Raw genomic sequence first — 23,262 nt, 5'->3', positions numbered from 1 at the left:
CTCTTAACATGAGCGAAGAGAGATCATTAAACTTTATAGAAGAAATTGTTGAAGCCGATATCTCGGCCGGAAAGCACGACGGGAGGGTACTGACCCGTTTCCCGCCTGAGCCTAACGGTTACCTGCACATCGGCCATGCTAAATCCATCTGCCTTAATTTTGGATTAGCTAAAAAATATAACGGTAAGACCAACCTGCGTTTTGATGATACCAACCCGGTTAAAGAGGACGTAGAATACGTGGACAGCATCAAAGCCGACGTTAAGTGGTTGGGCTTTGACTGGGCACAGGAACTTTACGCGTCTGATTACTTTGACCAACTATATGACTTTGCCGTAACGCTGATCAAAGCTGATCTGGCTTATGTGGACGATAGCACGGCCGAAGAGATAGCCGCGCAAAAAGGTACACCTACCGAACCGGGCACGCCTAACCAATTCCGTAGCCGTTCGGTTGAAGAAAATCTGGAATTATTTGCCGATATGAAAGCCGGTAAATATCCTGACGGTGCTAAAGTATTGCGTGCCAAGGTTGACCTTGCATCGCCTAACATGCACTTGCGCGATCCTTTGATGTACCGCATTAAACATGCGCACCATCACCGTACAGGTGATGCCTGGTGCATTTACCCGATGTATGATTTTGCCCACGGACAATCTGATGCGATCGAAAAGATAACCCACTCTATCTGTACGTTGGAGTTTATCCCTCACCGTGCACTGTACGATTGGTTTATTGAGCAATTAAGCTTGTTCCCATCGCACCAATATGAAATGGCGCGCCTGAATATGACCTATACCGTAATGAGCAAGCGCAAGCTGCTTAAACTGGTTGAGGAAGGCCATGTAGAGGATTGGGATGATCCGCGTATGCCTACCATTAGCGGTATGCGTCGCCGTGGTTATCCGGCTGCTTCTATCCGTGAGTTCTGCGAGCGTATCGGCGTAGCCAAACGCGAGAATATGATCGACCTGAGTTTGTTAGAGTTCTGCGTTCGCGAAGATCTGAACAAGAATACATGGCGCCGTATGGCCGTGTTGGATCCGATCAAATTGGTGATCACCAATTATCCGGAAGGTCAGTCTGAGGTATTAGTTGGCGAGAACAACCCTGAAGTAGAAGGCGGTGATGGCGAACGCGAAATACCGTTCAACAACGAGCTTTGGATAGAGCGCGAGGACTTTATGGAAGAACCGCCGAAGAAGTTCTTCCGCTTGGGTGTTGGTCTGTCGGTGCGTTTAAAGAACGCCTACATTGTTAAGTGCGAAAGCTTTGTGAAAGATGCTGATGGCAACGTGACCGAAGTGCATTGCACTTACATCCCTCAATCAAAGTCGGGTAGCGATACCAGTGGTATCAACGTAAAAGGCACCATCCACTGGGTGAGTGTAGCGCAGGCTAAAACAGCCGAGGTACGCTTGTACGACCGTCTGTTCCGTGTAGAAGATCCAAGCAGCGAGGACGGCGATTTTAAAGAGTACCTTAACCCGGACAGCTTGCAGATCATCAACGCTTACGTTGAACCTGATCTGGCCAATGCCGAAATGGGCAAAGCAGTACAGTTCATCCGTAAGGGATATTTCAACTTAGATAAACATTCTACCGCCGATAAATTGGTATTTAACCGTACCGTTACTTTAAAGGACGGCTGGAAAGTAGGAGCCCCCCAGCCCCCTAAAGGGGGAGCGTAAAAAGCTTCAAAAACAATATGAGTAAACAACCGACCCAACGACAACTACGCCGACGCATCAGAGTATGTATATGGATAGTTATTGTTGGGTTGTTTGTTAGTGGAGTCACCGCCTTCCCGCTGGAAAGTGAGCTGGCGGTGATCAAAGACTATATCCCTGCAGGTGTGTTGAACGATTGGATCACCAAGATCTATAACACCCTGCATGATGTTAACCTTAAATATCCTTACCTCAGTTATGGCACCGATTGGCTGGCCTTTGCACATGTGATGCTGGCTATCCTGTTCATTGGTCCGCTGCGGGATCCTAAAAAGAATATTTGGGTGATCCAATTTGGGATGATCGCTTGTGTGGCGATATTACCGCTGGCTTTTATAGCCGGGCCTATCCGTCAGATCCCGTTCTTTTGGCGACTGATCGATTCTTCTTTTGGGGTGTTCGGGATCATACCTTTGTGGTTGGCACATGGGTATGTGAAGAGGTTACGCAATTAAATTTTATGTCATCTCGACCAACGGGAGAGACCTTATACGTGAGGACCCGCCACGTCGCTTATCGCACGTAGAAGTTCCCTCTGTCGCCCCTGCGCTCGTGTCTCACCTTCGCTCATCGGGATGACATAGCTTTTTAGGATATCTTTAGATCAAACCCCAACACCCTCATCGCCCCCGTAAACTCATCCCGCAAAGGTGCCTCAATAACTATTCGTTCCCCTGTCACCGGATGCAAAAATGACTGATAACTTGCGTGCAGTAGCATCGTGGTCATCTCCCATTGTTCTAAAAAGAATTTATTCTGTTTGTTGCAACCATGGGTACGATCGCCAATGATGGGGTGGAAAATATGGGCGAAGTGTTTGCGTAATTGATGCATACGACCTGTGGTGGGTACGGCTTCCACCAATGAATAGCGTGATGTAGGATGTTTACCTAAAGGTATCGGCAACTCTACACGTTGCAGTGTGGTATAGTCTGTATGGGCATCTTGCAAGGTGCCGTTCTCTTTCCGTAAAGGATAGTCGATAGACTCCTGATGTATAGTGTGCCCGCGTAGTACGGCAAGGTATTTCTTAGTTACCTGCCCTTCCATAAACTGCTTTTGCATGGCTATCTCGGCCTCTTTATTCAGGGCAAATAGCAATACACCGCCTGTTTTGCGGTCGATGCGGTGGGCGGGGTATACCTTCTCGCCTATCTGATCGCGCAGGATCTGTATGGCAAACTCCTCAACATCGGCAGCTATGGATGAGCGGTGGACCATCAGTCCGTGGGATTTGTTAATGGCGATCAGGTGCTCGTCGCGGTACAGGATATCTAACATTGGGGCAAATGTACAAAAACAAAGAGCCTTGTTCATGCAGGACTCTTGGTGTACTAATACGGCACAGAACGGCCTATCCCAGAAAATGCACCACCAATTGTTCCCATTCCTCATCTAATGAAACGTTAGGGCGCTTTTGCCTTGCCCTGTTGTACCAATAGTCAGCATTCCAAATATCGCCTTCCTTGCGGTGCAGGTAAGCATGTACCCAGGCCGATGGCTGGTCAGTAAGCTGATCGATAAGATCATGCGCTTTGCGCCAGTCGCCTTTACCATCGTACCAAAGGCTTTGGAGCTGGATGGAGAGGTTGGCGGGCGTAGTGGATGAGGTGAGGGTAGTACGAAATTGAGCGATATCCATGTAGATGCGTATCTAAGGCAAATATACAACAACGTAATTCATATACAGGCTTCCGTAAACTACAAAGCCCTGCTGTATGTACTGCAAGGCTTTGTAATTCTGATAGCTACTCCCCATCAAACTCCACTATCCACTCGATACCATATTTATCTCTGAACATCCCGGCATAGGTGCCCCAAGGTGTATCGCCGATCGGGCCTTCTACGTCTCCGCCGGCAGATAGTCCGTTAAATATTTGGTCTGCTTCTTCGCGGCTTTCGGTGCTGACCATGATCTTCGAGCGGTTCTCGTTCTCATTAACCGTTCCCAAAAACGATGGTACATCGTTAGCGATCAACACATTCTTTTTACCTATTGGCAGCGCGATCTGCATGATCTTGTCAGCATCCTCGGCCGGGATCTGGAACTCCTCGCTGGCAAGGTCTTTAAGGCGCACGATCTTTGAAAACTCGCCGCCAAAAACCGACCTGTAAAAGTTGAATGCTTCTTCGGCATTCCCGTTGAAGTTGATCCAGGGGTTAATTGCTCTCATGTGGTTTATAGTTTATGAATGTGACCTTGTTATTTGGTATAGATAGCTAGTTGCTTTCCCTTACTGATATCATCGTAGTTAACCGACCAACCTTTGATCGGAGCACCGCCGATAGTCAATTTGCTGATGTTTTTACCGTTACCTTTTTTAACAATGGTGAATTTTTTACCGTTACCAAGCTGCATCTCAACTTTTCCAAAGATCGGTACGGATACGATATATTCCGGATCAGCGGGTGAGTAAGGATAGATACCCATGGCATTAAATACGTACCATCCGGTGAGTGAGCCATAGTCGTCCATGCCGGCCAGCGCAAGGCCTTCAGGCCCCATGCCAAAGTAATCTGTCAATAATTTGGTAAGTATAGCTTGCGACTTTTCGGGCTTGTTTATAAAGTAATAAAGGTATGGGTAAGTAAAATCGGGTTGGTTACCCATGCAAAATTGCCCCAAAAAGCATGAGAGGTTATCTTTTGCATAGCCGCCCCATGGTACTGAGAACAGCGAATCTATCTTAAGTTCAAAATCCTTCGGACTTTTATATAGTGATATAAGTCCTTTAGTATCCTGCGGGACAAAAAATGAAGCCTGCCAGGCATTTGCCTCGCGGTACATAAACTCGTAATATGGATAACCTGGATCAAATGGCGTAACCCATTTCCCATCCGCCAGGCGGCCCCGCATAAATCCGGTCTGCGCGTCGAACACGTTTCTATAGTTCTGACTGCGTTTGGTCATCAAGTTAAAGGTCTCTTGATCGCCCAGCGCTTTAGCCATTTGTGCGATGGCATAGTCCGAATAGGCAAACTCCAGCGTTTTAGTAGTACCGGCCGTCGATACCGTTTCGGTCGTCGGGCTGGCGATGTCCGCTTCGGGTACGTAACCTAATTTCAGGTACTGGGCGTTGTGCGGTCTTGCGCCACGTACATCGCCACCTGTTGGGGTATTAGCATTATTCAACATTAGCTGATAGGCTTTTTTGGCATTGTAATTCCTGATCCCACGGGCGTATGCCCCGGCAATGAAAGAGGATGCGAAATCGCCGTGGAATGATGTAGCCAGGAAACCTGACCGCTCCCCGCCAAGGATCATGGATCTGATAATGTTGTTGCTGACCTCAGGCTGTACCAGGTCAAGCACCGGGAGCTGGGTACGGAAAACATCCCAGATGGCTGGGCTGGCATAAGTGTCAAAGCCGGGTATCGTATCTCTCGGAACTGCCGCACCTGCACCTTGTCGCCTTCCGCCGCCAAGCGCTATCTTGCCGTCAGCATCGCTGGTGATGCTTGGCGAACAGAACTGTCTGTACAGGCACGAGTAAAACATCACCTTTTGCTTTTGAGTGCCGCCGGTAACTTTTATCTTGTTCAGTGCTTGCTCCCAAATGGCGTCCGCCTCTTTATAAACCTGATCGAAGGTTTTGTTGGCGATCTCTTTCTCGTAATTAAGTTTTGCACCGTCGGCACTCACGCGCGATATGGCTATCTTAAGCTCCAATGGTTTATCAGACCGTTCGAAACTGAGGACCGGGACATCGATATTGCCCGTAAGTTTCCGCTGACCACCTGCACCTTGGCCACTACGCGGTATCTCTGGCTGCACCGGGTTACGCTTGTTGATATCGATGCTTTTGATCTTGTGGTTCAGCACCGCGTAAAAATACAGGCCGCCTTGCTTCCCGACAACGATATTATCGCCGGCCTGGTTAAGTTCCCAGGTACTGCTGCCGCCGCCCGCATGTACCAGATCAAAGGCAAGCTTTTTATCCTGACCACCTGTGTAAGTGTATTTGTGGTAAGCAGCCCGGGTGGTAGCGGTAAGTTCGGCGTTGATCTTATAGCGATCCAGTATCACCTGATAATAGCCCGGGCGAACGGTTTCTTTAGCATGACTGAATGTCGACGCAAAATCATCCGCCGTGAAATTAGTACCCTCTAACGGCATGACGGGGATGTTAAGGTCGCCCCAATGGTTGCCGCTTGTTTGCGCGATAGCTTTGATGGTTTTTACCTCGTATTCATACCCGCTGCCGCTACCATAGGTAGTGACCGGCGTAGCCTGTACCATTCCATGTGGCAGGGTAGCGCCGGGGCCGGTAAGGCCATTCCAGGTGCGCCAGGGCGGGTCGTAGCCAAGGTCTTTAGGGTCGGTCAATACGGTGGTGCCTATCAGCGGGTTCACATAACTTGTCAGGCGTGCCTTAGCTTGGCCATAGCCGATGACCGGTAAGATCATCCCTATCAGAACAAGAGTATTGGTTTTTTTCATAATTGGTTATTGTACGGTCAAGATAGCAATATCGTGGCAGATAGGCATAAGGTCCACTGTCACAAAGGTCTTACCGAGGGTGTTGTATTTGGTTTATCAAGCAGCCTTTTTTGACCGGTCAGGTCATTGAAGCGCATAGCTAAGGTCGCGTGTTTTTCCTAAGGTTGGTAGATGCCATAGATATTTTTTTTCCGCAAACGATGTCAGGTCGACGCTATGGAGAAGGTTAAAAGGGATCATGCCCGCATTATACAAAAAAAGCCTTACCGGACATGGTAAGGCTTTTTGCATTTGCTCCTGAGGCTGGGCTCGAACCAGCGACCCTCTGATTAACAGTCAGATGCTCTAACCGGCTGAGCTACTCAGGAGTGTTTTCCGGTTTGGAGTGTGCAAAAGTAGGATTATCCCCGATATTTCACAACATCCGGCAAGAAAAAATTTAAAATATTTTGTTTTTGGCTGATAATCTTGCAATTAATTTTGCGTCGACACCTTGCGATGTGTTCTTGTCACTCCGTTTCCTGTATAAGTTGGTGATTGATCATGGCCCCGGCTACACTACCCGCTCCCACGGCGTAAGCGACCGAACGCATACGGGTGGTATTATCACCCGCGGCGAACACGCCGGGTATATTGGTGGCTTTAAATTCGTCAACTGCTAAATAGCCATCATCGGTTATGGTACAACCTATTTGTTGTGGCAGTTTACTGCCATCAAACGGCAAACGCGCGTAAAGTGCTTCCAGCTTTATCTTATCACCGTTAGCAAGGTGTACGGCGTTGATATAGCCGTCCTGATGCGATATCTTGGTCAGTTCTGTCTCAATTACCTTGATGCCTCGCGCTGTGATCTGCTGATAAATTTCGCCGGTCATACCGTGCGGACCATTAGTAAAGATGGTAAGGCTTTTGGTCCAATGCTGGATGAATTTGCCAAAGTCGAAGGACATATCGCCGTTGATCAATATCCCCGTTGGTGCGTCGCGGTATTCGTAGCCATGGCAGTAAGGACAATGTATGGCTGATATGCCCCAGCACTCGGCAAAGCCCGCTATGTCGGGCATCAGATCCTTAACTCCTGTGGCGAACAGGATCTTCTTCGCGCTGAACGTTTCTATGTCTGTGGTTACCATAAAGTTGAGGTTACTGCCCGATACCTGTTGTACAAAGCCATCCAGCCATTGCACGGTAGGGTAAGCCAACACTTCTTCTTTTGCCTTTTGAGCGATGGCGGCAGGTGTTTCCCCATCATGAGTAATAAAATTATGCGATGCAGGTGTTTGCCGGTTGCAGGGTTGTCCACCGTCAATGATCAGCACTTTTTGTAATGAACGGCCCAAGGCCATAGCCGCGGACAGACCGGCATAACTGCCGCCTATAATGATCACATCGTATTGTTCGGTTTTCATAGTGTCAGTTTTAGATGTTGTTTGTAGTTAAGCCTATGCTTTTGCTAAAGCTGCCCCAAGCCAGTTTTTTGATGTCGTTAACGGCAATGTCGCCGCTTTGCAGTGCGGTTACAGCGGTGCCGATCATCCCCGTGAAACATTGAAATATCCAGGCCGATGGTAATTCCTTGTCTATCTGCCCAAGGTTTTGCAGTAGAATGATCACACCTTGCCACATGCCAGTTATCCTGTCGTAAGTGTTGCAGTTGGTATTGCCGGATGCATGCTGATGGTGCCGGTACTCATGTTTCTTTTTCAGGAAAGTGTATTTACTCCCGCAATCTATCAGGGCGTAAAGTACCTGCTCTAACTGCGCCATCGGTGCCGAATGGTTGTGAAGAGCGGCTTTAATAGCCTCCAGGCAGCGGTCTTGCATAGTGGTTTCGCAAGCCGTAAGTAATTCTGCACGGTCTTTAAAGTAGCGGTGCAATGTACGTCGGGTCACCCCGGCCCGTTCGGCTACCTGTTCAAGCGGGGCTGATGGGTCGCTATCAAAGGTGGCAATGGCTGCGTCAACAATAAGTTGGTCGGTGTTCATGTCTCAAATGTGAGACAAATAGCTCAATTGTATGGCATTTACATATTAAGATGACAAGCGTATGATCTTATGCTAATTCCGAAAATTTCCCTCATTACTATTTTGAGCCGCATCTGTGGGGTGAGAGGGTATGATTACTGCTATAAAATCACAATATTTGCAGCAAAATTTTCAAAACACTATAAATGAGTTTAGTAGTTATCGGCACTGTGGCTTTCGACGCGATCGAGACCCCATTTGGTAAAACAGATAAAATTGTTGGCGGCGCGGCCACTTATGCCAGCTTAGCGGCATCATACTTTTATGATAAAACAAAGATCGTAGCTGTTGTGGGCGATGACTTTCCGCAAGAGGAAATAGCCGATCTTGGCGCGCACGATATCGATACCGAGGGTTTGCAGATCAAGCAGGGCGAAAAGTCGTTCTTTTGGAGCGGCCGTTACCATAACGATATGAACAGCCGCGACACCCTGGTGACCGAACTGAACGTATTGGCCGATTTTGATCCGATCATTCCTGAGAGCTACCAGGATTGCGAATACCTGATGCTGGGTAACCTTACCCCACAGATACAGCAAACGGTTATCAAAAGGCTTAAAAACCGTCCTAAACTGATCGTGATGGACACCATGAATTTTTGGATGGACATTGCTATGGACGACCTGTTAGAAACCATTAAAATGGTGGACGTGCTGACCATTAACGATGCCGAGGCACGTCAACTATCAGGCGAGTACTCGCTGGTGAAAGCTGCCCGTAAGATCTTGACCATGGGTCCCAGATACCTGATCATTAAAAAAGGCGAGCACGGCGCATTGCTGTTCAGCGATGATCTGATCTTCTCGGCCCCGGCATTGCCTTTGGCTGATGTGTTTGACCCAACGGGCGCGGGTGACACCTTTGCAGGCGGCTTTATCGGTTACCTGGCTAAGGTAGGTACCATAAACTTTAATAATATGAAGAACGCCATCATTTACGGATCTGCCCTGGCTTCGTTCTGTGTAGAAAAATTCGGCACTGAAAAACTGAAGAACCTGACCAAAGAAGAAGTTGCAGGCCGCATTCAGCAGTTTGTCACCTTGTCGCAATTTGCGATCGTGGAATAAGCTGAACGCTTGATATATAACAAAGAACGCCGTAGCATTTGCCCGGCGTTCTTTGTTTATGGAGGTTTTTCGTCGACAGATGATCGTCAGACCATCCTTAAAAATTTGCGCTGGATCCGCCGCCGCCAAAGCTGCCACCGCCAAATTTGGTGCCATCGTCGGTAGGGGCATCGGGAGCGTGCGAAAAGGTCTCGGCAACGATCAGTGACTCTACCCTTAGGCGGTCTAAGGAATTGATCTTGTCAGGATCGGCCGTGGTGATGCCGTGTTTAGGCACTTTCAGATACCGCATGATAGCAAAAGCTACCAGCAGCATAGCAGACCCCGCTATCGTTAGGGCTATTTCTGTTGGTAACACATGATAATAGTTGCGGAAAGTGGCTACAGCCGCCGCGATCAGCAGCAAGCCTATACGTAGTAGCATCGCGTCCTTTTTGCGCACACTAATGCCGATGTAAACGAATGGCACCACGAAGGTCCATATCCAAAATACCCTACCAAAGGGCACAGGACCTTCCCGCCCGGCCATGTCGGCGCTTAGGGTCTGTATCACAAAGTAATTCCCGGCGGCATAGAGGGCCAGTAAAGCGATGGCTTGGGTAATGTACAGGCAGTCGCGATAGTTGATGTATCGTGCATCGCCAGCATATCGCCCTGCTAACCAATACAGACAGCCTGAGGCGGTCATCATTATAAAAGGAGCGGTGGCCAGGCCGGCGGGTATCAGTTGTATCCATACAAAAAAGATAAAGGCTAAAACGGCGCAGGATGCTATGGCGCTCATTAACCTGTCGCTAAAACGGATGGTCAGCCATAGGCTTGTAACTAAAACGACGAAGGATATAGCGATGTTAAAGCCATCGGCGTTGCCGATCATCATGACGAAGACGGCAACTATTTGGCAACCGGCTATCAGGGTCAGCATGTCATCCACTCCGGCGCGGAAGTAATTGTTCTGTTTGGTCAGCGTTTCCAGAACAAAATAGCTTAACATGGCCAGGAAAAGCACAAAGCCCCAACTTTCAATGATATTAGCCGATGCCGCCATGAATGCCAGCAGGCCATCGCCAAAAAGCACCGCGATCAGGGTTAATATGGCCATGCCCACGCGCGCAAATATGCCGGGCGTGTAAAATCCTACCAGATATTTTTGGGTGATAGCCTTAAACTCTTCGGGGCTGATCAGTCCGCTGTCCAAGTCATCCTTTACCTGATCTTGCAGGCGTAAATTGGCCAGCCATGTTTGGTTATAAATGATCATTCGGCTTTTAGTTTTTTGTTGATATCCATCAGTAAAAAGATAAAACCTATAGCCGAGCCTACAAAGTACATCAGCAAGAAAAAGATCAGCGCACCATCGCCTACCGAAAAGGTAAGCCTTACCATCAAACTACTGATCATGACATAGCTGTACAGCAGCACGATCAAGATAAAATAGAATGACCTGTGCCTGAATGCGTCCAGATACATGATGACCGATAAGACACCCACGCCCAGCACAAACGCAAACGCCAGCCACGAATCATAATTATGAAAATACCCCGCCAATAAAGCCACATAACACACATGGATGCCGTAATGCTGATAGCTGAATTTGAAATGCTTTTTAAAATTGTAACGCTGCGTAGCTATAGATAAGGCTAACAAAGAGCAGCCCAAAACCAGGTAGGTGTAAATGATGGTCAGGTTATCAAAATCGGCATTTAGCAATAGTTTTTTTGGGGTGACGGACACACCCATCCACAGCGCAAGGTTGGCTATGGCCATGCTCAGTATCCCCAAATGATCAAAACGGTAGGCGATGAAGAACAGGGCCAACATGGGTATAAAGGTAGCCAAGCCGTAATTAGTACCGAAAAAGTTGTATTGATATTGCAGGTAGCCCAAAAAAGTAAGCATGCTGATGCTGCCTAACAGGATCACGTAGTCGAACGCCGGGTTGGGTGCTTTCACCAGTTCGGCGCTGAACGGTTTGCGCTTTTTATAGCCGTAGGCAAAGCTACCCACACAGATCAGGGCGATGAACAGCAAAATAGCCTGATGCCCGATCGTGTCGATATGCTCGTAAACCAGTAAGCCCAAGCCGCCGGTGAGCGCCAGGATGCCGATGTACAGCAGCGTTTTAACCTCCCAATGGACAGAGAAAAGCCGGGGCTTATTGGCTTTGGCCTGTATCCGTGCCAGCGACGCATCACTGATGAGGCACTCTACATGCAGGTTTTGATAAAGTTCGTCGGTCATGGTTTATCGGGTGTAGACGTTCAAATCCAATGATAGTCAATATTTGTCAGCCTTGCAAAGCGGGTAGGGAATGGGGCTTTCACCATTCGTCTGTCATAATCTGCTGTTCGTCCGTTTCGCCTTTAGCGGGAGTGGGGATCGCGTTACTTTTGTTACGTTATCGGCGAAGAATATCTTGCTTACTTTGTAACAATTCAACAAAAACTGGCTCTTACTACCAAATTTTCAAACATAGATGAAACGTGTACTTTTACTAATTGCAATTTTCTGTTCTGCAATATCGGCCAATGCGCAATTCGGCGGTGGCAATACTTCTACCATCCTGGGTAAGATATCAGGAACGGTGATCGATTCGGTCACCAAAAAGCCGCTGGAATATGCTACCATCAGCGTTTTTCGCACCGGCGGTAAAGCGCCTATCAACGGTGTGATCACCGATGATAAAGGTAATTTTAAGCTGAATAACCTGCCCCCGGCCAAATACAAGATCAGCATTACTTTTATTGGTTACCCAACCAAAACTATCGATCCGGTAGAGACTACGCTGTCTAAACCGGATAATAACATGGGTACCATCTCTGTGGCGCCAAGCACCAAAACCTTAAATCAGGTCAACATCGTGGGAGAGGTACCGCTGATAGAGAATAAAATAGATAAAATCGTTTTCAATGCCGAAAAGGACGTAACATCGCAAGGCGGTAACGCTACCGATGTATTGCGCAAAGTGCCATTGGTGGCCGTTGATATTAACGGCGGCGTATCGGTACGTGGCGATCAGAATGTGCGCGTACTTATCAATGGAAAGCCATCGGGTGCCATGTCTAACAACTTGGGCGACGTGCTGAAATCTTTCCCTGCCGATCAGATCAAAAGCATCGAGGTAGTAACCTCGCCATCGGCTAAGTACGATGCTGAGGGTACCGGTGGTATCATCAATATCATCACTAAAAGCAAAAATATATCCGGCGTAAGCGGCTCTATCAGTGGCGGTTTCGGCACGCGTCAAAATAATGGCAACGCCAACCTGAATATCAAGCAGAACCGTTTAAGCATCACCGGTAGCTTTGGCGGCAACTACACCTGGCCGCAATCTACGCCTACCATCAGGGAATCTTACAACAGCTTGTCTGATATTACCAATAACCAAAATGCTACCAACAAAGTTGAGCGTTATGCCTATACAGGCTCTGGCGAGGTTAGTTATGATTTTAATAACTACAATGCTATTCACTCTACGATCCGCTTCAATCAGGGCGGGTTCAAGGCAGAGGGTTTTACTGACTTTTTAACTCGTACACCTACCTTAACTAACACCTACAGGTCCGAAAATAATAGCAAAACTGTTTTTGGTGGCTATGACTGGGTATTAGATTACACGCACAAGTTTAAAAAAGAAGGCCACCAAATAGTAGCATCAGGGCAATGGAGCCATAGTATCACCGATCTGGACTACGGCTTAAAGTTTTTTAATACTTCTACGCAGCCTAAACAGGACGCAACTAATGGTGGCACTAACAATGAGTACACTGGACAATTGGATTATACTTTGCCTATCACAGATAAATTTAAGTTAGAAGCAGGTGGTAAAAGCATTTCCCGTATCATCAGCAGTAATTCTGACATCAACATTAACGACGAGTACAGGCCGGATGCATCTAATCTTTACGATTACAACCAGTATGTAACCGCTGGTTACACCGTGCTTACCTTTACGTTACCTAAGGCTTGGTCATTACAAACCGGCGCGCGATACGAGATAACCAGTATCGACGGAAGATCAGCGAGTGAGGGACTACAGTTTGAACCGGTAGAGGATACTTACTACACATTCGTGCCAAGTTTTGCGGTATCAAAAACATTTGGTGGCACTCAAACTTTTAAACTGACTTATAGCAAGCGTATTCAGCGCCCAAGCCTTCAGTTCCTGAATCCATTTGTTAACAGACTGAACCCGCAAAATATCAGTTACGGAAACCCGGCACTGGCTCCGGAGGTATCGCAGACGGTAGAATTCAATTACTCTACTTTTATCAGATCATCGGTCATCAACGCGTCGGTTTATTACAAAAATACTAAGGACCTGATCGAAGGCAGTACGCTGTTACCGGCACCAGGCGAGACCTTTAACCGGACGACCTACAACAATATTGGCCAGAATAACTCTGTCGGTATGAGTTTTTTTGGTTCGATAACGCCCATTAAGCCGCTTACTTTCCGTACAAGTGTAAACGTTTTTACGTATAACGGACGCCCTTACAGCCAGTTCGATTATTTGCAAGTAGCAGAGAACAGGGGCGCTCAGGTGATGTACAACATTTTTGGTAACGGTACGCTAACCCTGCCTAAGGGCTTTGTTGCCGAGACCTTTGCTATCCTAAACTCGCCTACACGCAGCATCCAAGGCCGCAACCCGTCATTCGGTTTCATCGGCTTTGGTGTACGTAAAGAGATCCTGAACAAGAAAGCATCTATCGGCTTGAACACCCTGTCGCCGTTCAAAGAGAACATCGACTTTAACCAGCGCATTGCCAGCCGTAACCTGGTGCAGACCAGTAATACGGCCTTCCCGTTCCGTTCGGTAGGTGTTACGTTCAGCTACAATTTTGGTAAGGTGACCTTTAAACAAGATAACCCAATGGCACCGAAGAAAACCGGCCTGAATGACGACCTTAAATCGGGCGGAGACCAAGGCGCGGGCGGCCAGCAATAAGATACCGATCTTCCCAAAGATCAACAAAACAGAGAGGTCCCCGCCCGTTGGCGGGGACCTTTTTTATTGACGCAAAACTCGACCGAATTGTGTTTCGTTAGCTTGGGAGCGTGTTTAAAAGCGACCATTTTTGACCAAATAACACGAGTTTTTGCCACTTATTTTACGTTTTGTAATTGTTTTGCAAAATGCGCAACTGATGGGTTGCGGGTTTAGCTTTTTCGGTATAGCTGATCACAATTTTTTAAGCGATCAAATGTTTTTGCGTATATTGCATTACAGTTCAACCCAACCGTTTCACAATATGATGATACACTTTTTTAGTCCTAACGCTTTTTTTAATGTCCGTCCGCTTTTGATAGCATGCGTTTGTGTGCTATTTTCAGTCCAAATATCCTTTGCCCAAAAGCTGCCACAGGTGCAAGTCGATGCCATGCTTGCCCCGGCCAAAATTAAGATAGATGGTAATACAGCAGAGTGGGGCGGCAAAATGCAGGCCCATAATCGTACGGTTGACTTTGCCTATAGTTTAGCTAACGACGACGAATATCTTTACCTTGCCGTTGAGGCTACCCAACCACGGGTGATAGAGAAGATCTTATTGGTAGGCGTACAGCTTACTGTGAACACTACCGGCGTTAAGGGCGACACGGCTAATACAGTGGCCGTCAGTTACCCTAATATGTCCTATAAATATGTTAGAGGTATCCTGTTCAACTCGGGGAATAAAGCTAACATAGCCGGCCTGCCGGCGCATGCGCCGCACCCGACTACATTACTCACACGCACCGATTCTACCGTGGACCGGGCCAATAAGGCTTTTGGTTCCTACGCTAAAGATATTAAGGTTATCGGGGCAAAAAAAATTAGCGATACCCTGATATCTATCTACAATGATGTGCAGATAAAAGCCGTGGGCCGTTTTCAAAACAGTGGTAAATATGTATATGAGTTGGCATTTCCGTTAAAACATGTGGGCATATCTGTAGCCCAGGTAAGAAAGATCGCTTACAATATTAAACTGAACGATTGGGGCAACGCGTTCTGTTGCCTGACATACGTGGAGCGCGACCCGATCACCAAAGCACGCGGCGAAGAGCGGGATGGCGATGCCGATCTGAATTCGACCACACAATTTTGGGGCGAGTATAGCTTGGCCAGGAAATAGTGGGCTTGCCGTGATCTGCGCGCTGATCATTTATATCCCTTACGTCTGAGGTGTACCGATCGGCCTTTCTGACACTGCTGGCACCTCCTCAACCAAAACCCGATCGGCGGGAAGCTTTTGCAGCGTAGGGGCATTGCGCGGCAGGGGCAAAACTTGGACAGAGAGCGGGGCGGGTGGTACCGATGGAATGCGGAATCGTTGGTTTTCAAAAAAGATCATAAGAAAATTAGGCCTGTCATTACGAGTTTACCGATCTGCTGGGCTTCGATGAAGAGAGACAAGCCCGCGTCTCCCCGCTTGAGCGGGGAAGCGATGAACGAACATCGAGAAGAACCTTTCATAGGGGTGTCCTTTCGCAAACCTTGCAAATGAAGGACACACCCCTGACCCCGCTCAAGCGGGGAAGCGAGACTTTAAAGCATTTCGACCAACATGCCGGGGATCACCGCGCTGCGTTCGTGATGACGCGTCAGTAAATAAGAAAGGCGAAGTGATGCCACTTCGCCTTTTCTTAAGATCGTTTATTGCTACTACTTCTGCCTGAAGAACAATTGTATCGGTACGCCTTCAAAGTCAAAGTTCTCGCGGAGTTTGTTCTCTAAGAAACGAATGTAGCCTTCTTTAATATACTGCGGCAGGTTACAGAAGAACGCGAACATGGGCGATGTGCCTTTGATCTGTGTAATGTATTTGATCTTGATGTGTTTGCCTTTAAGCGCCGGTGGCGGGTTGTTCTCTATGATCGGCAGCATCACGTCATTCAGTTTTGATGTCGGGATCTTTTTGCCGCGGTTCTCGTAAACTTTTCCTGCTGTCTCTAACACCTTTAATACACGTTGCTTTTCGGTTACCGAGGTAAACACGATAGGTACATCGTTAAATGGTGCTAATTTTTGGCGGATGGTCTCTTCAAAAACCTTAACAGTTTTGTTGTTTTTCTCGATCAGGTCCCACTTATTCACCACTACTACCACGCCTTTTTTATTCTTCTCGGCCAGGTGGAAGATGGCTACGTCCTGCGCTTCCAGGCCTTCAACAGCGTCCAGCATCAGGATCACCACGTCGGCTTCTTCCAAGGCTTTGATGGTACGCATTACCGAGTAGAACTCGATATTCTCTTTAACCTTGGTCTTTTTACGCATACCGGCCGTGTCTATCAGCATAAACTCGTGGCCGTATTGGTTATAGTGGATGTGGATACTATCGCGTGTGGTACCTGCAACCGGGGTAACAATGTTACGGTCCTTACCGATCAACGAGTTGATGATAGATGATTTACCCACGTTAGGACGACCGACAATAGCGTACTTAGGCAAGGTATTTTCCTCTACCACGTCCTCGTCGAAGGTTTTAACAACCTCGTCCAGCAGGTCACCTGTACCGGCACCTGTTGCAGAGGAGATGTTATGGATCTCGCCCAAACCAAGGCTGTAGAATATGGTCGCATCACTTTGCAGCAGGCCGTGGTCTACTTTATTCACTACCACGAATACCGGTTTTTTACTGCGGCGTAACATGGTCGCTATCTCGTCGTCCAGATCGGTAATACCTGTGGTAACGTCTACCACAAATAAGATCACGGAGGCCTCCTCAATAGCGATCAAAACCTGCTCGCGGATGGCGGCCTCAAAAACGTCATCGCTATTGGCTACATAACCGCCGGTATCGATCACGGTAAAGTTACGACCGATCCACTCGGCCACGCCGTAATGGCGATCGCGCGTAACGCCGCTAAAGTCATCAACGATCGCCTTACGGCTCTCGGTCAAACGGTTATATAAAGTTGATTTGCCTACATTGGGGCGGCCCACTATGGCTACTATGTTACTCATTTTGTTGAAGAATCAAGAGTTAAGAGTCAAGAATCAAGACACCTGCAAAGTTACCTATATGCAGCTTAACTCGTATTATGTATATAATGTTGTTAGAACCAAGAGTCAAGAATCAAGAACCAAGACTTACGCTAAGTTACTAATGTGATGCCTAACTCGTATTATGTATAATAAAATTGCTAAGGGATATCGACGACGACTAAATAGTGTCTTGTCTCTTGACTCTATATTCTTGCATCTCTTTCAAAAATAGTGTCTTGATTCTTGACTCTATATTCTTGCATCTAATTCCCTAATCGTCGTACCCAAATTTCTTCAGGTAGTTCTTTTTGCTGCGCCAGTCGCTGATCACTTTTACGAACATCTCCAGGAAGATCTTCTTTTGATAGAATTCCTCCATCGAACGGCGGGCGTAAGTGCCAACGATCTTCAGCATGCTGCCACCCTGACCAATGATGATGTTCTTTTGCGAGTCGCGCTCTACAATGATCTCGGCACTGATGCGGTAGATGTTCTCTTCCTCTTTAAAGGCCGTGATCACCACCTCGGTACTGTAAGGGATCTCTTTTTTGTATTGTTTAAATATCTGCTCGCGGATCATCTCCGACGCAAAGAAACGATCGTTACGGTCGGTCAGCGCGTCCTTTTCGTAATAAGCGGCATGCTCGGGCAGGTAGCTGACAACGAATTTCAGCAACTCCTCGGTGTTCGGTGCTTTTAGGGCCGATATAGCGAATACAGCTAAAGGCTGCAGCGTTTCTTCCCAATAAGCGACTTTAGCGTTAACGGTATCGGCATCGCTCAGATCAACCTTGTTGATTAGTACGATCACCGGTGATTGCGAACCTTCCAGGCGTTTCATTACGTCGGTCTCGTCGTGTTTCTCGTTAATGTCGGTCACCAGCAGGATCAGGTCGGCATCCACGATAGAGCCTTGCACCTGGTGCATCATGCTCTCGTGCAGGGCGTAATGCGGTTTGATGATGCCCGGCGTGTCCGAGAACACCACCTGGTAATCGTCGGTATTGACCATACCCAAAATTCTATGGCGCGTGGTCTGTGCCTTTGGCGTGATGATAGACATCTTCTCGCCAACCAGCGCATTCATTAATGTAGACTTGCCCGCGTTAGGCTTGCCGATGATGCTTACAAAACCCGCCTTGTGACCCATAGAAAAAAAATTAAAATATTATTTGGACTGCAAAGAAACGAATTATATCTTTGCAGTCCAATAAAAAACGGGAATTTAACCGTTTGGCGTTGGAAAACACAGTGCGGGATGGAGCAGTTGGTAGCTCGTCGGGCTCATAACCCGAAGGTCATAGGTTCGAGTCCTGTTCCCGCTACCCAGGTTAAGCCGGTAGTCTTGAGTCGAAAGTCTTAAGAACGGTAACCAAAAAAGAAAGCGACTTTCTTTTAAAACAAAACGGAAGTATGACCGTTCAATATTATACAAACACAGTGCGGGATGGAGCAGTTGGTAGCTCGTCGGGCTCATAACCCGAAGGTCATAGGTTCGAGTCCTGTTCCCGCTACCCAGTAAATCAAAAGCCTCAAGTCGAAAGTCTTGGGGCTTTTTTGCGTTTGATATTTTCTCGGGCATCTCGTCGGGCTCTTATCCGTCAGCTGACGGACATAGGTTCGAGTCCTGTTCCCGCTACCTTTTAAGAAGCCTTGGGTTGAAAAGCCTGAGGCTTTTTTGCGTTGGAGGAAGACTAACTTGCTGGACACAATGGTCCGTTAGAGTCTACACACATCATAGTGTTAACTTTAAATCTTATTTTTTTACATATTTCCTAAAGGCATTCACAAATTGGTAAAGTAAGTATGCCCCAATTATCTTAGAAATCCCATCGACCAAAATCGCCCCGTTTGTATTTTGATTATTTGCGTCAGCCCCAAATAATTTTTCAAACTGATGTAAAGGATTAAGAAAAATGAGGAACTTTCCAATTTCATCGCCAATTAGAAGAACATCGAAATAAACATATCCCAACAAATATTTGATAGCAGTATAGAAAAGCAAAGAAACCGAAAGTAGCCATATTAACGCCCTGCTCCAGTTATTCCCGAAATCATTTGATAGCCAAGATGTATATAAAATAAATTTATCATTAAAACTAGCATTTGTTTCCTTTGCAATCGTTAATAACGTGTTCATTTCGTGCCTAGCGTAAATCAATTTGTTATCTATATCTTCATTTTTTTGAGATACTATTTTTAGCTGTCTGAAATTTTCTTTCGTTGAAAACAAGTTACTTGAAGCGATATTTTTATTATTACATAATACGACGTTTACTGGCGTAATTTCTAAAATATTACTGTTTTCAAGATTTACGGTTTGAAACTTGCTGAAGTCACAATTGTTAATTTGGGTTTTGCCTAAAACTGACTTCTTTATTACTAACCTTGAATTTGTGGATACTGGTTGAAGATTTGAAATTTTTAAATTACCATCATTAAAAAAGTGATCAAGTATGCCTAAACGAATAGAAAGGTTATTAGTGTAGATAGTTGAATCTTTTAGAGATCCAACTACTTGGACCATGTCAGCATTTATATTGAAAAACACAAAGTCAGTACGATGCTGCGAGTAGCAAAATAATCTAATTTGGTCGTAAATTCCATTGTCAGACCTACCAGACAGCGTTACTTGATACTTTTTATCGTTGCCTTTCAAAAAAACCACTTTAGCAGCTAGTGGCTTGATATAAATATCATTACTTGCTTCATTATTGACGAATGAAAAATTATCGACTGCGAACTCGTGTAGCCTTAGTTCCTTACTGTTATTAATAGCACAATTTTCAATGGTCAAAATTTTGGCGTATAAATTTTTAAAAGCAAAGTATTGCAAAAAAGTTGACCTAGCTAAATTGACAAGTTCTAAATTGCTGTTAAACAGTAAAAAACGCTTTTTTAGCGTGCAATCTAACAGATGGAACTTTTTAACTGATGGATTTGCTCTAAAAAACAACTCTCCTTCAAAATCACAATTAGCGATTTCGACAGTGTCCCCCCTTAAAATTATACTCTGCTGTACATCAACATTGTCTGTTATTTTTAGGTTGTAAATTTTAGTGTATTTTTGAAGGTAAGTCAAAAATTCTACGCCGTTGACCTCTTTTTTTTCTATTGGAGTATCTGGATTAATCATCGCGTGATCTTAGGTAACGCAATATACTGCTATTTAATAAATTCATTGCTTGTGTAATTCATATCCGCATCTACAAAACCGATGATTAGATGCTAATTTAAATCAAGATTTCGCTTGATAATTCATTAACAAGTGAACAATTTGTACGAAGTATCGCTAAATAGCAGGTTGCGATAGGCCGTTAGTAACTCTTTATAAAAATTCTACACCCAAATTCCCCAGCCAAGCCACAGGCCTGGATGAAAAACAATTTTAAACATCCCGCTTAATCATAACCATGCATCGCAATTAACACAGTTGTCACTATTTAATCCAAATGATATAAATTGCTGATTATCAAATACTTGAATAAGTAACAGTCTAAAAAATGTTAACCTTTGTTAACTTTCCCAGCCTCTTTTTACAAAATTTACATTTTAATTTACAACCCAAATTCTCTCCCCACCCCACCGCCCACCTACTTTTGCTGAACCAAATTTAAAAGGATATGAAAAAAGTTGTCTATGCGCTGGTGTGCTCGCTGGTTGTGTTGAGCGGACTGGTATTTGCCGATCACGAGACCAAAAAGGAAACCCCTAAAAAGCCGGCTACGGTTGTTGACCAGAAAGCTGCCGCCGAGGCTCGGAAGAAATGGGAGAACTCGCCTGATGGTGTAAGGTTCAAAAAATGGAAGGACTCGCCCGAGGGAATGAGGATCTTAGCCAGTGGTGCTAAAGTTAGAGGCGACATTAAGGCCTTTACCGGTATGGAGGCAACTATTACAGCGCTTGCTGTCTCGCCGCCGGCAAGGGTGCCGGGATTCCTGGTCACTATAGGTGACGAGACCTATATCCTTGACCTGCATTCCTACAAAGAACGTCAAAACGTGAAAGACCTAAAGGTTAACGACAAGGTCACCATCAAAAGCCATGGCGGCGCCTACTCGCCCAAGCATCCGCATTATATCATATCAGCCGAACGCATTGAGCAGAATGGTAAATTGATATTTAAACGTGTGCTACCCAAAGGCGGTTGCTAAGCATCTGCACCTGCTCAAATGATAAAAGGTGGCTTTTGGCCACCTCTGCTTTTTATTTTTTTGTATCCTTAACACAATTAGGTACCGTCTTACCGTCCTTCTTCTTTGTGCCTTCTTTTTTATAACCCGACCAGCATGGGTCTTTTTTTGTTTTTGCTGCCATGTGTATGATCAAACAAACCGCGTTCCAAGGTTTGGAGCTACTCTTGTATGGTTTAAGCCGACTGCTTGTATACCGCACGGCGCCCCATGATCTTGGTCACCAACGTTTTTAAGCGGGCTTTGTAATCTTCTTGCAGCCACTCAGTGTAGTTTTTAGTGACCTTGCCAATACATTTTGCATACTGCTTTATCCGCCAGGTAATTTCTTTGTCCAATAGTTCGGTCAATGCCAAGGCATCGCTTAAATGGTCAGCGTTGTCGGCACACATCAGCGCATGCTGCCTGATGGCGTCTCGAATAACGATCTTCGACTTTACCTGGTTGGCTGTAGCATCCTGATGCGCTTGCTGGATATCAAATGACAACTGCAAAGTATTAGGAAAATGCGCGCGCAGATCGGCAGGTAGTTGATGGGCTTCAAATTCGGTTTTGGAATGCAACGCCTCATGATAAGCGTCGGGGTGATCGAATACGCTTTGCCAGTCTATCGGCGCCTGCCATTGGCCAAAGCGGTCGGTGTTATTGCCCAGATCAATAATAGTGAACGTTTTCTTTTGCGGCAGGCGGCGTGCCCCTCTACCTATCATTTGATGATACAACGTTAACGAGGTGGTGGCCCGGTTCAGGATAACGGCTTGTATGGTGGGCTCGTCAAAACCGGTAGTTAAAATAGATACAGAGGTAAGGATGGCCCCTTTGGTCCGTTTGAACCATTGCAATATCTCCGTACGCTCACCAGCGGGTGTGTGATTATCTAAGTGCCTTACGGGATAACCGGCTTGTTCAAATAATTGACAAACCGCTTTTGAGGTAAATATACCGTTGTTAAAGATCAGCGTCTTTTTGCCTTTGGCGTGCTCCTGATAAGCGTGCATCAGCAGGTCAAGCATGACAGGCGAACTATATAATGCATCCGAAGTAGCAACAGTAAAGTCGCCACTGATACCGGTCTGCAAGGTGTTCAGCTCTACATCGTAGCGCCAGTTTACAGGCTTTGCTAAAAAGCCATTGGCGATCAGGTTGCCTATACTTTCGCCAATGATCAGTTCCTGGTAGTTTTTATTCATGGGCAGGTTTATGTCCGAACTGAAAGGCGTAGCCGTAACACCAATGATATTGGCATTGCCAAACTTATCTAGCAACTTACGGAACGAATTATGGTGTGCTTCGTCTATAATGACCAGACCGATATTTTGCGTGTCGATGAGCCCGCTATCTATCCGGTTCTTCAGCGTCTCTATCATGGCCACAAAGCACTGATAATTTTCTTTAGCCGATATTTTTTTCACCTGACTGTTTACGATCTTATTGCGTATGCCCAGTTTTTTCAACACGGTGGACGTTTGGCTACACAGCTCCAAACGATGGGTAAGGATCATCACCTTTTTATCGCAGGTGCCGATAAAGCGGCCTACCATCTCGGCAAAGATCCGCGTTTTACCGCCACCTGTAGGTAGTTGATAAAGCAAGCGGTGCTTGTCGGGGCAGTTCTGTAACCGTTCAAATAACGTGTCAAGGTCACGTTGTTGGTAAGCGTAAAGTTCGTTCATTAGGGTCGATAGTTTGGATATGCTAATAATGGCAACATCTGTGCCGATTTCATCGCCCAACTTTTCAACTTTTACTGTCTTGATATCTCTCACATTTAACAGTTGTGCCAAAAGCTTTCAATAAAAAATGCCGCCCGTAGTTTAAATACGAACGGCATTCG

The 23,262-nt window shown here is 46.3% G+C and carries 18 protein-coding genes and 3 tRNA genes; 8 read left to right on the top strand and 13 right to left on the bottom strand.

Going from position 1 to position 23,262, the window contains the following annotated elements:
- The first annotated feature begins 8 nt into the window (after nt 1-8).
- Nucleotides 9-1,691: a glutamine--tRNA ligase/YqeY domain fusion protein gene (locus tag IRJ16_RS09930; RefSeq protein WP_194111384.1), complete on the top strand. Its 1,683-nt coding sequence runs from the start codon at nt 9-11 to the stop codon at nt 1,689-1,691.
- Between the two features lie 17 nt (nt 1,692-1,708).
- On the top strand, nt 1,709-2,185 hold the full coding sequence (locus IRJ16_RS09925) for a hypothetical protein (protein WP_194111383.1): 477 nt from the start codon (nt 1,709-1,711) through the stop codon (nt 2,183-2,185).
- A gap of 133 nt (nt 2,186-2,318) precedes the next feature.
- Here IRJ16_RS09925 and IRJ16_RS09920 read toward each other — a convergent pair whose 3' ends face one another.
- The 7 genes from IRJ16_RS09920 to IRJ16_RS09890 form a co-directional block, all read right to left on the bottom strand.
- Entirely contained in the window at nt 2,319-3,011 is a 693-nt protein-coding gene (locus tag IRJ16_RS09920; protein WP_194111382.1) for a pseudouridine synthase, read from the bottom strand.
- Between the two features lie 73 nt (nt 3,012-3,084).
- Nucleotides 3,085-3,372 (bottom strand): hypothetical protein, encoded by a 288-nt coding sequence (locus IRJ16_RS09915; RefSeq protein WP_194111381.1) that lies wholly within the window; start codon nt 3,370-3,372, stop codon nt 3,085-3,087.
- A gap of 106 nt (nt 3,373-3,478) precedes the next feature.
- Nucleotides 3,479-3,904, bottom strand: coding sequence for a VOC family protein (locus tag IRJ16_RS09910; RefSeq protein WP_194111380.1), 426 nt, complete (start codon nt 3,902-3,904; stop codon nt 3,479-3,481).
- A 29-nt stretch (nt 3,905-3,933) separates the two neighbouring features.
- Nucleotides 3,934-6,171 carry a GH92 family glycosyl hydrolase gene (locus tag IRJ16_RS09905; protein WP_194111379.1) on the bottom strand — a complete coding sequence of 746 codons (2,238 nt, stop codon included), beginning with the start codon at nt 6,169-6,171 and terminating at the stop codon, nt 3,934-3,936.
- Between the two features lie 294 nt (nt 6,172-6,465).
- Nucleotides 6,466-6,539 (bottom strand) — tRNA-Asn (locus IRJ16_RS09900).
- Nucleotides 6,540-6,680: 141 nt separating this feature from the next.
- Complete coding sequence (locus IRJ16_RS09895; RefSeq protein ID WP_194111378.1) at nt 6,681-7,580, bottom strand: NAD(P)/FAD-dependent oxidoreductase; 900 nt, start codon at nt 7,578-7,580, stop codon at nt 6,681-6,683.
- 10 nt (nt 7,581-7,590) lie between these two features.
- Nucleotides 7,591-8,157 (bottom strand): TetR/AcrR family transcriptional regulator, encoded by a 567-nt coding sequence (locus IRJ16_RS09890; protein WP_194111377.1) that lies wholly within the window; start codon nt 8,155-8,157, stop codon nt 7,591-7,593.
- Nucleotides 8,158-8,342: 185 nt separating this feature from the next.
- Here IRJ16_RS09890 and IRJ16_RS09885 point away from each other — a divergent pair, with 185 nt between their 5' ends.
- Nucleotides 8,343-9,263, top strand: a complete 921-nt coding sequence (locus IRJ16_RS09885) for a PfkB family carbohydrate kinase (RefSeq protein WP_194111376.1) — start codon at nt 8,343-8,345, stop codon at nt 9,261-9,263.
- 97 nt (nt 9,264-9,360) lie between these two features.
- Here IRJ16_RS09885 and IRJ16_RS09880 read toward each other — a convergent pair whose 3' ends face one another.
- Entirely contained in the window at nt 9,361-10,524 is a 1,164-nt protein-coding gene (locus IRJ16_RS09880) for a hypothetical protein (protein ID WP_194111375.1), read from the bottom strand.
- A complete protein-coding gene (locus IRJ16_RS09875) occupies nt 10,521-11,504 on the bottom strand; it encodes a DUF2157 domain-containing protein (protein WP_194111374.1) in 984 nt (327 codons plus the stop codon). Before IRJ16_RS09875 ends, IRJ16_RS09880 begins: the two co-directional genes overlap by 4 nt.
- A gap of 235 nt (nt 11,505-11,739) precedes the next feature.
- Here IRJ16_RS09875 and IRJ16_RS09870 point away from each other — a divergent pair, with 235 nt between their 5' ends.
- Both IRJ16_RS09870 and IRJ16_RS09865 read left to right on the top strand, forming a co-directional pair.
- On the top strand, nt 11,740-14,214 hold the full coding sequence (locus IRJ16_RS09870) for a TonB-dependent receptor domain-containing protein (RefSeq protein ID WP_194111373.1): 2,475 nt from the start codon (nt 11,740-11,742) through the stop codon (nt 14,212-14,214).
- Nucleotides 14,215-14,587: 373 nt separating this feature from the next.
- Entirely contained in the window at nt 14,588-15,382 is a 795-nt protein-coding gene (locus IRJ16_RS09865; RefSeq protein WP_194111372.1) for a hypothetical protein, read from the top strand.
- 530 nt (nt 15,383-15,912) lie between these two features.
- Here IRJ16_RS09865 and der read toward each other — a convergent pair.
- Together der and era are read right to left on the bottom strand one after the other, a co-directional pair.
- A complete protein-coding gene (gene der / locus IRJ16_RS09860; RefSeq protein ID WP_194111371.1) occupies nt 15,913-17,214 on the bottom strand; it encodes a ribosome biogenesis GTPase Der in 1,302 nt (433 codons plus the stop codon).
- A gap of 292 nt (nt 17,215-17,506) precedes the next feature.
- Nucleotides 17,507-18,385, bottom strand: a complete 879-nt coding sequence (gene era, locus IRJ16_RS09855) for a GTPase Era (protein ID WP_194111370.1) — start codon at nt 18,383-18,385, stop codon at nt 17,507-17,509.
- A 102-nt stretch (nt 18,386-18,487) separates the two neighbouring features.
- Here era and IRJ16_RS09850 point away from each other — a divergent pair.
- Both IRJ16_RS09850 and IRJ16_RS09845 read left to right on the top strand, forming a co-directional pair.
- Nucleotides 18,488-18,564 (top strand) — tRNA-Met (locus tag IRJ16_RS09850).
- Between the two features lie 112 nt (nt 18,565-18,676).
- A tRNA-Met gene (locus IRJ16_RS09845) sits at nt 18,677-18,753 on the top strand.
- Nucleotides 18,754-18,991: 238 nt separating this feature from the next.
- Here the strand turns inward: IRJ16_RS09845 and IRJ16_RS09840 are convergent.
- The gene (locus tag IRJ16_RS09840; protein WP_194111369.1) at nt 18,992-20,371 is read right to left on the bottom strand and encodes a hypothetical protein; all 1,380 of its coding nucleotides are present in this window, start codon (nt 20,369-20,371) and stop codon (nt 18,992-18,994) included.
- Between the two features lie 487 nt (nt 20,372-20,858).
- On the opposite strand from IRJ16_RS09840, the gene IRJ16_RS09835 reads away from it, so the two are divergent.
- Entirely contained in the window at nt 20,859-21,389 is a 531-nt protein-coding gene (locus IRJ16_RS09835) for a hypothetical protein (protein ID WP_194111368.1), read from the top strand.
- 215 nt (nt 21,390-21,604) lie between these two features.
- Here IRJ16_RS09835 and IRJ16_RS09830 read toward each other — a convergent pair whose 3' ends face one another.
- Nucleotides 21,605-23,212 (bottom strand): DEAD/DEAH box helicase, encoded by a 1,608-nt coding sequence (locus IRJ16_RS09830; RefSeq protein ID WP_228079996.1) that lies wholly within the window; start codon nt 23,210-23,212, stop codon nt 21,605-21,607.
- Between the last annotated feature and the right edge of the window lie 50 nt (nt 23,213-23,262).

This window comes from Mucilaginibacter myungsuensis (genome assembly GCF_015222005.1).
Classification (GTDB): domain Bacteria; phylum Bacteroidota; class Bacteroidia; order Sphingobacteriales; family Sphingobacteriaceae; genus Mucilaginibacter; species Mucilaginibacter myungsuensis.
Note: the sequence above shows the minus strand (reverse complement) of the source record. Positions and strands in the feature narration are given on the sequence as shown.

Coding starts and splice junctions, on each gene's coding strand:
- IRJ16_RS09895 (WP_194111378.1), bottom strand. CDS start 7,580: ATGAAAACCGAACAATACGATGTGATCATTATAGGCGGCAGTTATGCC.
- IRJ16_RS09905 (WP_194111379.1), bottom strand. CDS start 6,171: ATGAAAAAAACCAATACTCTTGTTCTGATAGGGATGATCTTACCGGTC.
- IRJ16_RS09890 (WP_194111377.1), bottom strand. CDS start 8,157: ATGAACACCGACCAACTTATTGTTGACGCAGCCATTGCCACCTTTGAT.
- IRJ16_RS09875 (WP_194111374.1), bottom strand. CDS start 11,504: ATGACCGACGAACTTTATCAAAACCTGCATGTAGAGTGCCTCATCAGT.
- IRJ16_RS09915 (WP_194111381.1), bottom strand. CDS start 3,372: ATGGATATCGCTCAATTTCGTACTACCCTCACCTCATCCACTACGCCC.
- IRJ16_RS09840 (WP_194111369.1), bottom strand. CDS start 20,371: ATGATTAATCCAGATACTCCAATAGAAAAAAAAGAGGTCAACGGCGTA.
- era (WP_194111370.1), bottom strand. CDS start 18,385: ATGGGTCACAAGGCGGGTTTTGTAAGCATCATCGGCAAGCCTAACGCG.
- IRJ16_RS09930 (WP_194111384.1), top strand. CDS start 9: ATGAGCGAAGAGAGATCATTAAACTTTATAGAAGAAATTGTTGAAGCC.
- der (WP_194111371.1), bottom strand. CDS start 17,214: ATGAGTAACATAGTAGCCATAGTGGGCCGCCCCAATGTAGGCAAATCA.
- IRJ16_RS09925 (WP_194111383.1), top strand. CDS start 1,709: ATGAGTAAACAACCGACCCAACGACAACTACGCCGACGCATCAGAGTA.
- IRJ16_RS09920 (WP_194111382.1), bottom strand. CDS start 3,011: ATGTTAGATATCCTGTACCGCGACGAGCACCTGATCGCCATTAACAAA.
- IRJ16_RS09870 (WP_194111373.1), top strand. CDS start 11,740: ATGAAACGTGTACTTTTACTAATTGCAATTTTCTGTTCTGCAATATCG.
- IRJ16_RS09880 (WP_194111375.1), bottom strand. CDS start 10,524: ATGATCATTTATAACCAAACATGGCTGGCCAATTTACGCCTGCAAGAT.
- IRJ16_RS09835 (WP_194111368.1), top strand. CDS start 20,859: ATGAAAAAAGTTGTCTATGCGCTGGTGTGCTCGCTGGTTGTGTTGAGC.
- IRJ16_RS09885 (WP_194111376.1), top strand. CDS start 8,343: ATGAGTTTAGTAGTTATCGGCACTGTGGCTTTCGACGCGATCGAGACC.
- IRJ16_RS09910 (WP_194111380.1), bottom strand. CDS start 3,904: ATGAGAGCAATTAACCCCTGGATCAACTTCAACGGGAATGCCGAAGAA.